This window comes from Endobacterium panacihumi, from assembly GCF_050847465.1.
GTDB lineage: Bacteria > Pseudomonadota > Alphaproteobacteria > Rhizobiales > Rhizobiaceae > Neorhizobium > Neorhizobium panacihumi.
This window is the reverse complement of sequence record NZ_JBOZRA010000006.1, coordinates 45011-59009: the sequence shown is the minus strand read 5'-3', so window position 1 is coordinate 59009 and position 13999 is coordinate 45011. Positions and strand designations below refer to the sequence as shown.

Sequence of the window (13999 nt, the reverse complement as noted above, 5' to 3'; positions counted from 1 at the left end):
CTCAGCGTCCAGCCAGCGTCATGCCCTCGATGGCGATGGTCGGCGAAGCGGTACCGAACTTGCGGTCGATATCGTTTGCCGGCGTCAGCCGCATGAACATGTCTTTGAGATTGGAGGCGATGGTGACTTCCGAGACGGCGAAGGTCAGCTCGCCATTCTCGATCCAGAAACCGGTGGCGCCGCGCGAATATTCGCCGGTGATCATGTTGACACCCTGGCCGATCAGTTCGGTGACGTAAAAACCGTTGCCGATCTGGCGGATGAGGTCTTGCGGCGCAATATCGCCCGGCTCCAGCGCCAGATTGGTGGAGGCAGGCGACACCGATGTTCCGCCGCGCACGCCACGGCCATTGGTGGGCAGGCCCAGTTCGCGACCGGTGGAGGTGGAGAGGAACCAGTGTTTCAGCACACCATCCTCGATCATCACCATACGCTCGCCCTTCACCCCTTCGCCATCGAAGGGACGCGAGGAGCCGCCGCGCACGATCAGCGGATCGTCGGTGATGTTGAGGCCGGATTTCAGAACTTGGCTGCCCATCTTGTCGCGCAAAAAGCTGGTCTTGCGGGCAACCGAGGCACCGTTGATCGCGCCGGCAATGGTGCCGACGAAACCGCGGGCGATGCGCGGATCGAAGACGACGGTGACGTTGCTGCCGGTATCGACCTGGCGCGGATTGATGCGCTTGACCACCCGCTCACCGGCACGGCGGCCGATCAGCGCGGCATCGTCGAGATCGGCGTAATAGAGGCGGCTGTCGAAATCGTAGTCACGCTCCATCTTCGTGCCTTCGCCGGCAATGACGCTGACGGAATGGCCGAAACGGCTGCCCATATAGGAGCCGGAAAAGCCGTGCGAGGTGACGAGGACAAGCCCGCCCGCACCGGCGGATGCACCCGCACCCGAAGAATTGGTGACGCCCGGCACCTCAAGCGCTGCCTGTTCGGCGGCAAGGGCGGCATCACGCAGCTGGTCGGTCGATACTTCGGTCGGATCGTAGAGCTCAAGATCCGGATAGGAATGCGCCAGATTGGCTTCATCGGCCAGGCAGGCAAACGGATCTTCCGGAGAGACCTTGGCCATGGACACGGCGCGATCGGCCAAAACCTTGATATCGAAACCGGGATTGGCCGAAACGCTCGCCACCTTGTTGCCGACAAAAACACGCAGCGCGAAATCATCGCTTTCGGACGATTCTGTCCCTTCCACCTTACCCAGACGGACACTGACGGAGCGCGAACGCGAACGGACAATCACGGCATCGGCCTTGTCCGCACCCGCCTTGATGGCGAGGTCGATCAGTTCGGAGGCGCGGGAGAGAAGAGTTTCGGAATCGATTTCAGCGGACATGTGCAGGCCTTTCGTTCCGAATCCATTTATTGTGCACTACATGACGCATCAAGGGCGTACCAGCGATTCTTGGACTTCGCCTGATTCACTCCTGCATGATGAGCTTGTCCAATGGCAGCGCCCGAGACGCTTTTTACCGAAACCCTCCTTCTGCTCGGCGGCGCCGTGCTGGCGGCTCCACTTTTCCGCAAGCTGGGTCTCGGCACCGTTCTCGGTTATCTGGCGGCAGGCGTCGTCATCGGTCCGATCCTGCACACCATCACCGATGCCGGCGAGGTTCTGCATGTGTCGGAACTGGGCGTGGTGTTCCTGCTGTTCATCATCGGGCTGGAACTGAAGCCGTCGCGCCTGTGGCAGATGCGCGGCGACGTCTTTGTGCTCGGCACGGCGCAGGTGGTCATCACCGGGCTTGTTCTGTCCGCGCTTGCCTATCTCACCGGCATGGCCGGCTGGCGCGGCGGGCTGATCGCCGGTTTCGGACTGGCGCTGTCTTCCACCGCCTTCGCGCTGCAGATCCTGGCTGACAATAGCGACAGCAATACCCGTTATGGCCAGCGCGCCTTCTCCATTCTTCTGTTTCAGGATCTGGCCATCGTGCCGCTTCTGGCGCTGGTCACCATTTTGGGTTCCGGTCCGGGCGAAGACACAACGCCTCTTGCGCAGGATTTCGCCGTGGCAATCGGCGCGATCGGCGCCGTCATTCTGGCCGGCCGATACCTGCTGACCCCGATGTTCCAGATCATTGCCCGCACGGGCGCCCGCGAGGTGATGATCGCGGCCGCCCTCCTCGTCGTGCTCGGATCGGCGGCGGCCATGCAGGCGGTCGGCCTATCCATGGCGATGGGTGCGTTTCTGGCCGGCGTCATGCTGTCGGAATCCTCCTACCGGCACGAGCTGGAAGCGGATGTGGAGCCGTTTCGTGGTCTGCTGCTGGCGCTGTTCTTCATGGCTGTCGGCCTGTCGCTCGACCTGTCGGCGATTGCCGACAATCTGATGATCATCCTGCCGGCCGTGCCGTTGTTCATGCTGGTGAAGGCGGCGGTTCTCTACAGCATTTCGCGGCTGTGGGGCTCCTCCCATGCGGATGCCGTGCGCATCGCCTTCCTGCTGCCACAGGGCGGCGAGTTCGGTTTCGTGCTGTTTACCACCGCCACCGCCGCCGGCCTTCTGTCGCAAAGCGCCACCTCGCTTCTGATCGCCAGCGTGACGATTTCGATGGCGCTGACGCCGCTTGGCTCGCTGCTGGCAAAAAGGCTGATCGGCAAGGAGGAGGGACAGCGTGAGGAACTGGAAGAGGATTTTGAAGGTGCCGGCGCCGATGTGCTGATCATCGGCTTTTCACGTTTCGGCCAGATCGCCTCGCAGATCCTGCTGGCCGGCGGCCGATCGGTGACCGTCATCGACGACAGTCCGGACCGCATCCGTCAGGCGGCGCTGTTCGGTTTCCGCATCTATTTCGGCGACGGCACGCGCCGCGACGTGCTGCAATCGGCCGGCATCGAAAAGGCAAAGATCGTTGCCGTCCTGACCCAAAAACGCGAAACCACCGACCGCATCGTCGATCTGATCGCCAAGGAATTCCCCAATACCCGCCTGTTCGTGCGCTCCTATGACCGCATTCACACGATCGAGCTGCGCGGCAAGGGCGTAGAATACGAGCTGCGCGAAACGCTGGAATCCGGCCTGTTGTTCGGCCGCCGCACGCTGGAAGCGCTGGGCATGCCGGAAGCGGATGCAGAGGCGATCGGCGACGATATCCGCAAACGCGACGAACAGCGCTTGCAGCTACAGGCCGTCGAAGGCATCGCGGCCGGACGCGACATGCTGCACAACCAGCCGGTCAAACCGGAGCCGCTGATGAAGCCGAAACGTGGCAGCGTGGGGGAAGAGGTATCCGCGGATGAGGCGAAGAAGGTGGCGATCGGGAAGTGGTGAGAGATCAGCGGCGGGGTGGGATCGAGGACGTTGCCGGAATTCTGTCGCTATCGGTCAAACCAACACCGAAATAAGAAGCAGCCTCGTTGAGTATCTGCACCACGGTTTCCATTGCCGCACCGAGTTCGGCCTGATCTGCCTTTGCCGGAAGACGACCGGCATCTTTCGGGTAGCGATACGTCGTGGCGTAAATCGTCAGGAACAGAACGCTCGAAAAACGCTGCTTGAACGGATTGGCATCGGGTAGAAGACCTTGCAGCACATCCAGCCGGTGCGCGTCTTTCCGATCAGCGCGAATCCCTTCAGAAGTCAGGAGGGCGATGAGGATTTTCTCGGCCGCCTGTTGGGTGTGATAGGCATCATTGCGGTTTCCGATTGCCGAAAGCGCGCGGGCGGCTTCGATATCCTCATGGGCCAATCTCAACGCGTTTGCGATGTGAAGATCAGCGGACATCGAGAACGATACCGTCATCAGCGATATGACTTGCAGCCGAGTTCGCGACACCCAGGTCCGCACGGAAATCGGACAGCCGCGTACAGGACACATCAGCGTGGACACCAGACCCCTGCTGAACACGCCAGCCAAGCATGGGCGAGAACAGGCGTTCCGGCGCATCGTCGGGAACAATGACCTTCAGGTCCCAGTCGCTTTGGGCCGTCGCCTCGCCGCGCGCCTGGCTGCCGTAAAGGACGACATCGACCGGGTCATATTCCTTCCGGATGCGCGCAAGCAATATCGCCAGTTCCGGATAACGATCCGGCGCCGCAACAGGCCTTTTCAATATGTCTGCAACAATACTCATCGCAGCTCCAGATTATACGCGTTCGCCGCCAATATAGCCTGTCCAAGGCATGCATTCCAGAACGTTTGCGGGGTCAGCCCCTACCCGCTCGCCGCCACCTTCCAAAGCGCATCCACCGAGCGCTTCAGCTCGTCCTTGATCTCCAGCGATTCATCCAGAATCTCGTCCACCTTGTGGAAATCGAGAATGCCGAAACGGTGGACGCGGGGGCGCAGAAAGATGTGGGGCGGATGCAGCTTCAGTTTCAGTGCGATACAGCCCTGCATCATCAGCTGGCTGGAGCCGAACAGGCTGTCGATGCGGTTGGGCATATGCGTGCCATCACCTTCCGGACCGCCGACGACATCGACGCCGATGACGATATCGGCGAGATCAAGGAGGTGATCATAAGGGATGGGGTTCAGAATACCGCCATCGACCATGATGCGGCCATTGACGCGCACCGGCATGAACAGGGCGGGAATGGCGGCGGAGGCCGCAATCGCCGGCAGCAGTTCGCCCTCTTCGAGAATGACTTCCTTCTGGCCGTAATAATCCGTCGCCGTGACCTTTAGCGGGATATGCAGCGCATCGAAATTTTCAGGGACTGCGGCGGGCAGAAAAGCACCGAGGATCGGCTCGAGATTGAAGTGACCGAGGCGAAAACCACCGATCCGGTCGCGCATGCTGGCGGGACCGAGACTCCAGAGGCGATTGGCGATGAGGCGGCGGTTGCCGACGGTTGCGCGCGTGTAATCGCGGATTTCGCGGCCGCGCATGCCCGCGGCCATGGCAGCGCCCATGATGGCGCCGATCGAGGACCCGGCAATCGCTACCGGGCGGATACCAAGTTCATCCAGCGCCTCGATGATCTGGATATGCGAGATGCCGCGCGCACCGCCACCGCCGAAGGCGATTGCCACCCTCGGCTCTCCCCCTCTTCGGCCACCCGCCTGAAATGCGTCGGCATGCGGGATGGAGAGGCGGGTGTTCATCGACGAAAGATCCTCAGGCCGGCTGGTAACGGAAGAAGTCTATCCGCGTATCGCCAAACGAACGGCTTTCGAGCGGCTTGAAACAGGCGTCGACCGTGACCTTTACATCGGCACGCTCTTCCAGGATTGCAAGCGCGCCGGGCGCGATCCAGCCGCCTTCATGGGCGGATAGAAGGGCTGCCTCGCCCAGGCCCTTGCCATAGGGCGGATCGGCGAAAACGAACTGGAAGGGCTCGATATTGTTGGCCGTGCCGAGTTTTGTCGCATCGCGCCGCAGGATGCGGGCGCGGCCATGCAGGCCGAGGCTCTCGATATTTTCCCAGAGCAGGCCACGACCTTCGACGCCGTTCTCGACAAACAGCGCTGCACGGCATCCGCGCGACAGGGCTTCAAGCCCCACCGCGCCGGTGCCGGCAAACAGGTCGAGAACACGGCATTGATCGACGGCCTCGGGATAGACGTGGCCGATGATGTTGAACAGGCTTTCGCGCGTCCGGTCGATGGTCGGCCGGATATCGTTCGATTTCGGAGCGGCCAATGCGCGGCCGCGGAATTCACCACCTACGATCCGCACCTGGCCTTACCCTCTCGGCGTGCGCGGTTTGCCGCCGCCCGGACGACCACCGGAGCGCGGTGCGCCACCCGGCTTTCCGCCACTGGGCTTGCCACCAAAGGATTTTCCACCACCGGGTTTGCCACGGCCACCGGACGGCTTTCCGCCGAAACCGGGCTTGCCGCCGCCAAAGCCACCGGGCTTGCCTCCGCGGGGACGATCACCCTGCGGGCGATCACCATAGGAGCGATCACCGGCCGGACGTTCCGAACGGCCCTCGCCACCAAAGGCGCGTGCCGGACGATCGCCACGATCCGGGCGATCACCACGGGGGCGGTCGCTGAACGGGCGGTCACCACGAGGGCGGTCGCCCTCTTCACGGGGTTTGCGGTCGAAACGCGGCTTGTCGCCGAAACTGCGTTCACCACGCGGTTTGTCGCCATAAGGACGATCACCGCGCGGGCGGTCACCCTCTTCACGCGGCTTACGGTCGAAACGCGGCTTGTCACCAAGGGAGCGTTCGCCGCCGCGAGCCGGGCGGTCGCCATATGGACGGTCACCACGGGGGCGATCTCCGGCAGGGCGCTCACCGCGCGGACGATCGCCGTCTTCACGCGGCTTGCGGTCAAAGCGGGGCTTGTCGCCGAAGGAACGTTCGCCGCGGGGCTTGTCGCCAAAACCACGGTCACCCCGTTCCGCGCGATCACCGCGTGGTCGGTCACCAAAACCGCCGCGGCGGTCGCCGCGTTCCGGTTCCGGCGGGCTGTCGGCGCGGATCCAGTCGCTGTCGCCTTCGACGCGGTTCACCACCACGCGACGGTCATTTTCCGGTCCCGGTTTCTTGAACAGCTGTTCGGCTTCAGCGCGGGCAGAGGTCTTGCGGCCCTTGTCATCGGTGGTCGGGCGGGCGCCGGGCGCCATCCAGACATTGGCGGTGCGGCTGGTGCCGAGTGCCGGGCGCTTCTTCGGACGCTCGTCGCCTTCACCATCACGGCCGCGATCGGCAAAGCCGCCCCGGGCCGGACCCTTGGCGCCAAAACCCTTCGGGCCACGATCACCACCGGCCTTGGGGCCACGCGGCTTGTCGCCAAAACGGTCACCCGAGCGGCTATCGTCGGGGCGGGTATCGAGACGGCCGAGCGCCTGTTCGCGACGGTCGCCCTGCTTGTCACGGCCCCAGTCGCCACGATCGGAACGTTCGCCACGCTCCGGGCGCTCGCCACGTGCGGGCTTGGCGGCGGGTGCTGCCTCTTCCGCATCGGCGGCATTGCCGTAGATCGGCGCGTCGAAATTGGCCTTGGAATCGGCGATCAGGCGCGGGCCGAGCTGGTCGCGCAGCATGCGGCCCTTGACCTCGATAACGCGGCCTTCTTCCAGATCTCCCAGCTGGAAAGGGCCGTAGGAAATGCGGATCAGGCGGTTGACGTCGAGACCCAGCGCGCCGAGCACGTTCTTGATTTCGCGGTTCTTGCCTTCGCGCAGACCCATGGTGATCCACACGTTGCGGCCCTGTGTGCGGTCCAGCGTCGCATCGATCGAGCCATACAGCACGCCATCGACGGCGATGCCGTCCTTCAGCGTATCAAGCTTGGCCTGATCGACTTCGCCATGGGCGCGCACGCGGTAACGGCGCAGCCAGCCGGTGGTCGGCAGTTCGAGAACACGCGACAGGCCACCGTCATTGGTCAGCAGCAACAGGCCTTCTGTGTTGATATCCAGACGACCGATCGAAAGAACGCGCGGCAAATCCTCCGGCAGGTTTTCGAAAACCGTCGGGCGGCCTTCCGGATCGGAATTGGTGGTCACGAGGCCAGCCGGCTTGTGGTAAAGCCACAGGCGGGTGCGCTCGATGCCGCGGATTGGCACGCCGTCCACCTCGATCTTGTCTTCCAGCGTGACGTTGACGACCGGGGTTTCCAGCAGCTTGCCGTTCAGCGTGACGCGGCCTTCCATGATCATGCGCTCGATATCGCGGCGCGAAGCCACGCCAACGCGCGCGAGAATCTTGGAAATGCGTTCGGGCTTGCCCTCGGCTTCCACCGTGGCCGGTGCCGCCGGCAGCTTGCGGGGGGCTTTTTTCACCGGTGTTTCCTTGGCCGCGACCGGCTTCGGGTTGGACCGGGGCTTGATTTCGCGCTCGAAGGGTTTTGGCCCGCCGCGCTTCGGCTTGTCTTTAAAGCTCATTTGTTGTTTGCCTGAAGCGTGATGTATCTCCGGCTTGTGACCGGACAGATCATGTTGAGTTTAGTTCGCATCCTGCCCGTTGTTTTGTGCTTCGGGCGACGCAGGTTGAACCCGTCCTACCAGTTCGTGCGGATCGGGTTAAGAGGAAATCGCCCAATGACCGGGACAAATCGTTTCATGGACGCGGCTTTGACAGAGGCAAAAGCCGCCGCAGAGCGCGGCGAAGTGCCGATCGGCGCCGTTGTGGTTCTGGACGGGCGTATCGTTTCACGCGGCGGAAACCGCACCCGCGAACTGAATGACGTCACCGCACATGCGGAAATCGTCGCCATTCGCATGGCCTGCGAGGAGCTCGGCCAGGAGCGGCTGACCGGCGCCGACCTCTATGTGACGCTGGAACCCTGCACCATGTGCGCGGCCGCCATTTCCTTCGCCCGTATCCGCCGGCTGTATTTTGGCGCGCTTGACCCGAAGGGTGGCGCGGTGGAAAGCGGCGTGCAGTTTTACGCGGCCCCGACCTGCCACCATGCGCCGGATGTTTATGCGGGCTTGAGCGAAACCGCATCGGCCGAAATTCTGACGGAGTTTTTTAAGGCAAGGCGGGATTGAGCGGACACGGAAGGGCCGGACGCCAACCCACCGGACAGAGCTGAGGCATGGCCTCAAGCCCACATATGCGCTAATGTGGGTATGTGGTAGTTAACGGGACAATCGCATGAGCCGCCTGACCATCGACATAACAGATCAGCAGCACCAGAGCCTTAAGGCGCTCGCGGCTCTGCAAGGCAAGACGATCAAGCAATACGCGCTTGAACGGCTTTTCCCTGGCGACACCGATGCTGATCAGGCGTGGCATGAACTGAAAAACCTGCTTGGCGACCGGGTCGAAGCCGGGTTGTCCGGCAAGGTGTCGGAGAAAAGCATCGACCAGATTGTTGATGAAGAACTGGCCGAGGATGGCCGCTCTTGAACTACGTCCTGACCGACGACGCGGAAGCTGACTTGCGCGGTATCGTCCGCCACACCCGCAAGGAATGGGGCGCAAAGCAGGTGCGTAACTATGTGTCGAAGCTGAAAACGGGCATTGCCTGCGTCGCGGCCGGACAGGGTGCATTCAAGGAGCTGGACGCGCTCTATCCTAAGCTGCGCATGGCCCGCTGCGAACATCACTACGTGTTTTGCCTGCCGCGCGAGAACGCGCCCGCGCTGATCGTCGCTATCCTCCACGAGCGCATGGACCTGATGGTGCGACTGGTCGGCAGGCTTAACGATTAAGCTGAGAGCCTGCTCGCGACAACTCCTTGAATCTGCACGCAGTAGGCTCTCAAGCCTTTCTGCCGCCATTCGCGGCCCGTCCTGAGCATGACGACGGAGGTATTCTCCACCCTTACCCACGACGGCAAAATGGCCGGAAATCCCGGCCATCATCGTTTTACTGGAACGGCTTCCACCAGGCGGAATTCTGCTTGCCGTTGGCCTGCGCTTCCTTCTTGCGGCGGCGCTCCTTGACGCGTTCCGGTTCGCCGAGATCGTCCATGTTGTCGGCCTGACGGTATTCGGCCGGCGGATCGGTGAGGAACTTGCGTTGGCCGGAACCGACCGTGTTGCCGGCCTTGGCTTCGGCCTTGGCCTGGCGGAAAGCTTCCCATTTCTGACTTTCGGTCATCTGACCGCCCTGCCCCCGGCCGACGGCCAGCGGCGAAACGTAACGCGGATTGTTCTCGTTCGCATCCGCTTCTTCGCGCAGGCGCTTGCGGGTTTCCTCCGGCGATTCCGTCCAGTTCGGATTGTTTTCGCGGTTCGCCATCGATTGCTGCGGCGCCGGCAGATCGCCTGGCCCCCTGCCGGCCACAACCAGACCCGGACGCGGATTGTAGCGCACGTCCTTCTTTTGCTCGCCGCCACCGATCGAAACGGCACTGCCGAGGTCGTCGGCAAGCTGTTCGGCAGCACTCTTGCTGGTTCCGTAGGTCGGGCTCTGGCATCCCGAAAGGCCTGCAAGCACCGCGACGATGGCCGTTACACCAAGGCCGGAACGAAACACCTGTGACGTCTTCATCAAAACCCTTCCAGCCGCGCCCGTCCTCGACGCAAAACTCTACCGTTGTTGGCCTGACGGAAAAATCCGGCCAATTTCAGGCAGGATTAACGGATGATGCGCAGATGCGCAATCATCCGTTATCTTTCAACATCAACCAAGCCGACCGAGCTTGGCCAGTTCATGCAACGCCTCGGCATCACGTGCCGATACATCGGGATAGGTGGCATCCGAGCCGACATCGGTCGTCACACGCCACGAGCGGGCGCATTTTACGCCTTCCGCCAGCTTTGGCTCAACCGCAACGCCCGCCACCTCGGCCAGACGGAATGCATTTTCCGGCCCCTCACCTGCCGTGATCGTGATGGCCGAGGTGATGCAGGTTTCCTCGAATTCGAGACCCTCCAGCGCCTTCAACAATTCGGCATCGGCAACGTAAACGACCGGCGCCGCTTCCAGCGACGAGCCGATACGCTTGTCCTTGCGCTCGATTTCGAGAGCGCCGGTGACAACCGAACGCACCTTGCGGATCTTGGCCCACTTTTCGGCAACGGTCTCGTTTTTCCATTCGGCCGGGATCGTCGGGAACTGTTCGAGGTGAACGGACACCGCATCCGGCTTCAACGACAGCCATGCCTCTTCCGTCGTGAACGGCAGCATCGGCGCAAGCCACGTCACCGTGCATTCGAAGATTTTTCGGATGACGGCGAGTGCTGCGCGGCGACGCAGAGACGACGGCGCGTCGCAATACAGCGCGTCCTTGCGGATGTCGAAATAGAAGGCCGACAGTTCGATATTGCAGAAATCGATCAGCGCGCGGGCGATCTTCTTGAACTCGAACGTGTCATACCCTTCGCGCACAACCTTATCCAGCTCGGACAGGCGGTGCAGCATCAGCTTTTCGAGTTCCGGCAGTTCGGCATAGGCGATCTCTTCGCCTTCGTCGTGCGCCAGCGTGCCGAGCATCCAGCGGATGGTGTTGCGCAGCTTGCGATAGGCATCGACATTGGTCTGGATGATCGTCTTGCCGACGCGCAGGTCTTCGGAATAGTCCGACGTCATGACCCACAAACGCAGGATGTCGGCGCCCGCATCCTTCATCACGTCCTGCGGGGCCACGACATTGCCGACCGATTTCGACATCTTCTGGCCCTTTTCATCCATGGTGAAACCATGGGTGACGACCGTGTCGTAAGGCGCACGGCCACGTGTGGCAGCCGATTCCAGCAGCGAGGAATGGAACCAGCCGCGATGCTGGTCAGACCCTTCGAGATAGACGTCGGCCGGCCATTTCAGGTCCGGGCGGTCTTCCAGCGTGAACGTGTGCGTGGAGCCACTGTCGAACCAGACATCGAGGATGTCCATCACCTGTGTCCACTTGGCATGATCGTGACCATTGCCGAGGAAACGATCCTTGGCACCGGCGGCAAACCATGCGTCGGCACCTTCGGCATCGAAGGCTTCGAGGATGCGGGTATTGACGGCCTCGTCCTGCAGGACATTGCCGTCTTCATCGGCAAACACGCAGATCGGAACACCCCATGCGCGCTGACGCGACAGAACCCAGTCCGGGCGCTGCTCGATCATGGCGCGCAGACGGTTCTGGCCGCTCGGCGGCACGAAACGAGTGTCGTCGATCGCCTTCAGCGCGCGGGTGCGCAGCGTCGTGCCGTCTTTCAGGTCCTTGTCCATATAGACGAACCATTGCGGCGTGTTGCGGAATATGATCGGCTTTTTGGAACGCCAGGAATGCGGATACTGGTGTTTCAGGCGACCACGGGCAAACAGCGCGTTGCGTTCGATCAGCGCCTTGATGACGCGATCATTGGCATCGCCCTTCTTGCCGTTGTCATCCATGACGCGGCCACCCTCGAAACCGGGGGCGTCGGCAGTGTAGGTGCCGCTGTCGTCAACCGGGAACGGGATGCGGGTGTCGATGCCCATGGCTTCGATCGCCTTGGCGGACGACATCCAGGCGTCAAAGTCTTCGCGACCGTGCGACGGCGCAGTGTGGACGAAACCGGTACCGGCATCGTCGGTGACGTGATCGCCAGCGAGAAGCGGGACGGCGAAATCGTAGCCACCGCCAAGGCCCTTGAGGGGATGAGCGAGCGTCAGGGCAGCCATCTCTTCGGCCGAAACACCGCGCAGTTTCTTGAAGGAGAGCTTTGCCTTCGTGGCGGACTCTTCCGCAAGCGCATCGGCAAAGATCAGCTTTTCACCCGGCTGCGGACCAAACTCGTTGACGGCTTCCGTCACTTCGTAAAGGCCGTAAGCGACCTTCGGCGAATAGGCAACAGCGCGGTTGCCTGGGATCGTCCACGGCGTGGTGGTCCAGATGACGACGTGCGCGCCCTCGAGTTCGTTGCGATCATTGACCACAGGCATTTTGCCGCCAGTGTCAGATAGCCACTCAGCCTTTGCAGCACCGGCAACGGTAACAACCGGGAACTTCACCCAGATCGTGTCGCTCTCGTAGTCATGATATTCGACCTCGGCCTCCGCCAACGCCGTGCGCTCGACCACCGACCACATGATCGGCTTGGAACCACGATACAGCTGGCCGCTCATGGCGATTTTCAGCAGTTCGCCGGCGATGCGGCTTTCGGCGTGAAAATTCATCGTCAGATACGGGTTGTCGAAATCACCGACGATGCCGAGGCGCTTGAACTCTTCCGCCTGGATCTTGATCCACTTTTCAGCGTAAGCGCGGCATTCCTTGCGGAATTCTATCATCGCGTCCGGCTGCTTCAGGTCCGGCTTGGCCTTGCCCTTGGCGCGGTAGTTTTCTTCCTCGATCTTCCACTCGATCGGCAGACCGTGGCAATCCCAGCCCGGAACGTAGTTCGAGTCATATCCACGCATCTGGAAGGAGCGAGTGATGACGTCCTTGAGGATCTTGTTGAGCGCGTGGCCGATATGGATGTTGCCGTTGGCATAGGGAGGGCCATCGTGCAGCACGAATTTTTCGCGGCCAGCGGCGGAAGCGCGCAGCTTCTTGTAAAGGTCCATCTCGCGCCAGCGGGCAACGGTTTCCGGCTCCTTCTGCGGCAGGCCGGCGCGCATCGGGAATTCGGTCTCGGGCAGATAGAGGGTTTTGGAGTAGTCGAGCTTTTCGGTGCTATCGGTCATCTGGACAATCGTCTCTCGGCGCCGGCGGAAGGGCGCAATGCGGATTGAAAATTCGGTGGCGGAGGCGCGTTTCGAACAAGCGCCAAAATCCCGGACCTTCCCGCAGCTTCATCAAGCAGCGCGGAAAGCCGGGCCGATAATTCGTATGATCATCGCGGCGATGATCTGGGCCGACCGGAAATCTGTCATGGTCGCGGTTCTTACGGCGTTTTGGCCCGGAAAGGAAGGGGGAATTGGGACAGACAAGACGAGATGATTGCCTCGCGACAGCAGCCGCGTATAATCTTGAAATTGATCGCACCAAAACAATGTCTGGGTCATGGTTATGAAAAGAACGTTTTTCGTCCGGGCCATCTGGGACGATGAAGCGAAAGTCTTCTATTCCGAAAGCGATATTGACGGGCTGCATATCGAGGCACCGACAGTTGACGCTTTCGAAGAAGTCATGTTCGACGCAGCAGCCGATCTGATCGTCGCCAACCACATGTCCGCCGCCGATCTTGCTGACACGCCGATCAGGGACCTTATTCCCGCAATCCTCTGGGAAAGACCCGTCATTGTTCCGGCTGCCGCCTGATGGTCGACGGTTTTTACAAAACCGTCCGCGGCATCATTTAGGAATTAGGCTATGAATACCTGACCAACGCAAAAGGCTCGCACGAGAAATGGCGGTCTCGTGAAACAGGAAAAATCATACTGCTTCCGCGCCATCTTTTAAGCCGTCACACAGCCAACACCATTCTGAAAGATGCCGGCTCAGACAAGCGCCTTTGAGAGGCAAGCTCGCCCTCAACCCTTCGGGTTTTCCGCCATCACTGCCCGCAACGCATCATTGATGCGATCCTGCCAGCCGGGGCCGTCTTCCTGAAAATACTCGATCACCGCGCTGTCGAGTTTCAATGTCACCTGCTCTTTCACAGCCGGTGGCGCGCGCTTTTCAACGGCGGGTGCAGCGACCTTTTTGACCGGCGCGAACAGGGCTTCGGCTGCATCCTTGGGGTTGGTCGGGCGGCGCGGGGTGGTAGCCATAAG

General features: G+C 61.6%; 15 protein-coding genes. 6 read left to right on the top strand and 9 right to left on the bottom strand.

The annotated features are described in order from the left end of the window. Position 1: 1 nt before the first annotated feature. Positions 2-1348: a TldD/PmbA family protein gene (locus ACRQ1B_RS22015; protein ID WP_432296226.1), complete on the bottom strand. Its 1347-nt coding sequence runs from the start codon at positions 1346-1348 to the stop codon at positions 2-4. 111 nt (positions 1349-1459) lie between these two features. On the opposite strand from ACRQ1B_RS22015, the gene ACRQ1B_RS22010 reads away from it, so the two are divergent. Further along, a complete protein-coding gene (locus ACRQ1B_RS22010; protein ID WP_432296224.1) occupies positions 1460-3283 on the top strand; it encodes a monovalent cation:proton antiporter-2 (CPA2) family protein in 1824 nt (607 codons plus the stop codon). Positions 3284-3287: 4 nt separating this feature from the next. Here ACRQ1B_RS22010 and ACRQ1B_RS22005 read toward each other — a convergent pair whose 3' ends face one another. From ACRQ1B_RS22005 to ACRQ1B_RS21985, 5 genes are all read right to left on the bottom strand, one after another. Then, positions 3288-3737, bottom strand: a complete 450-nt coding sequence (locus tag ACRQ1B_RS22005; protein WP_432296222.1) for a HEPN domain-containing protein — start codon at positions 3735-3737, stop codon at positions 3288-3290. Further along, positions 3727-4086: a nucleotidyltransferase domain-containing protein gene (locus tag ACRQ1B_RS22000; RefSeq protein ID WP_432296221.1), complete on the bottom strand. Its 360-nt coding sequence runs from the start codon at positions 4084-4086 to the stop codon at positions 3727-3729. Before ACRQ1B_RS22000 ends, ACRQ1B_RS22005 begins: the two co-directional genes overlap by 11 nt. An 80-nt stretch (positions 4087-4166) precedes the next feature. After that, complete coding sequence (locus tag ACRQ1B_RS21995; protein ID WP_432296219.1) at positions 4167-5060, bottom strand: patatin-like phospholipase family protein; 894 nt, start codon at positions 5058-5060, stop codon at positions 4167-4169. A 13-nt stretch (positions 5061-5073) separates the two neighbouring features. Further along, positions 5074-5634, bottom strand: coding sequence for a 16S rRNA (guanine(966)-N(2))-methyltransferase RsmD (gene rsmD / locus ACRQ1B_RS21990; protein ID WP_432296217.1), 561 nt, complete (start codon positions 5632-5634; stop codon positions 5074-5076). Positions 5635-5640: 6 nt separating this feature from the next. Next, positions 5641-7797, bottom strand: a complete 2157-nt coding sequence (locus ACRQ1B_RS21985; RefSeq protein ID WP_432296215.1) for a pseudouridine synthase — start codon at positions 7795-7797, stop codon at positions 5641-5643. Between the two features lie 156 nt (positions 7798-7953). Between ACRQ1B_RS21985 and ACRQ1B_RS21980 the strand changes: the two genes are divergently transcribed. The 3 genes from ACRQ1B_RS21980 to ACRQ1B_RS21970 all read left to right on the top strand — a co-directional run bounded on the left by ACRQ1B_RS21980 (position 7954) and on the right by ACRQ1B_RS21970 (position 9072). After that, complete coding sequence (locus tag ACRQ1B_RS21980; RefSeq protein WP_432296213.1) at positions 7954-8406, top strand: nucleoside deaminase; 453 nt, start codon at positions 7954-7956, stop codon at positions 8404-8406. Between the two features lie 106 nt (positions 8407-8512). Further along, positions 8513-8767 (top strand): antitoxin, encoded by a 255-nt coding sequence (locus tag ACRQ1B_RS21975; RefSeq protein WP_432296211.1) that lies wholly within the window; start codon positions 8513-8515, stop codon positions 8765-8767. Continuing rightward, positions 8764-9072: a type II toxin-antitoxin system RelE/ParE family toxin gene (locus ACRQ1B_RS21970; RefSeq protein WP_432296209.1), complete on the top strand. Its 309-nt coding sequence runs from the start codon at positions 8764-8766 to the stop codon at positions 9070-9072. The genes ACRQ1B_RS21975 and ACRQ1B_RS21970 overlap by 4 nt, the downstream gene beginning before the upstream one ends. A 157-nt stretch (positions 9073-9229) precedes the next feature. Here ACRQ1B_RS21970 and ACRQ1B_RS21965 read toward each other — a convergent pair whose 3' ends face one another. Both ACRQ1B_RS21965 and ileS read right to left on the bottom strand, forming a co-directional pair. Then, complete coding sequence (locus ACRQ1B_RS21965) at positions 9230-9856, bottom strand: hypothetical protein (RefSeq protein ID WP_432296207.1); 627 nt, start codon at positions 9854-9856, stop codon at positions 9230-9232. Between the two features lie 132 nt (positions 9857-9988). Further along, the gene (ileS, locus tag ACRQ1B_RS21960) at positions 9989-12967 is read right to left on the bottom strand and encodes an isoleucine--tRNA ligase (protein ID WP_432296206.1); all 2979 of its coding nucleotides are present in this window, start codon (positions 12965-12967) and stop codon (positions 9989-9991) included. A gap of 37 nt (positions 12968-13004) precedes the next feature. Here ileS and ACRQ1B_RS21955 point away from each other — a divergent pair, with 37 nt between their 5' ends. Together ACRQ1B_RS21955 and ACRQ1B_RS21950 are read left to right on the top strand one after the other, a co-directional pair. Then, positions 13005-13223 carry a hypothetical protein gene (locus ACRQ1B_RS21955; RefSeq protein WP_432296205.1) on the top strand — a complete coding sequence of 73 codons (219 nt, stop codon included), beginning with the start codon at positions 13005-13007 and terminating at the stop codon, positions 13221-13223. 69 nt (positions 13224-13292) lie between these two features. After that, positions 13293-13544: a DUF1902 domain-containing protein gene (locus ACRQ1B_RS21950; protein ID WP_432296204.1), complete on the top strand. Its 252-nt coding sequence runs from the start codon at positions 13293-13295 to the stop codon at positions 13542-13544. Between the two features lie 212 nt (positions 13545-13756). On the opposite strand, the gene ACRQ1B_RS21940 is transcribed toward ACRQ1B_RS21950, so the two are convergent. Continuing rightward, positions 13757-13996: a BrnA antitoxin family protein gene (locus ACRQ1B_RS21940; RefSeq protein WP_432296203.1), complete on the bottom strand. Its 240-nt coding sequence runs from the start codon at positions 13994-13996 to the stop codon at positions 13757-13759. Positions 13997-13999 lie beyond the last annotated feature (3 nt).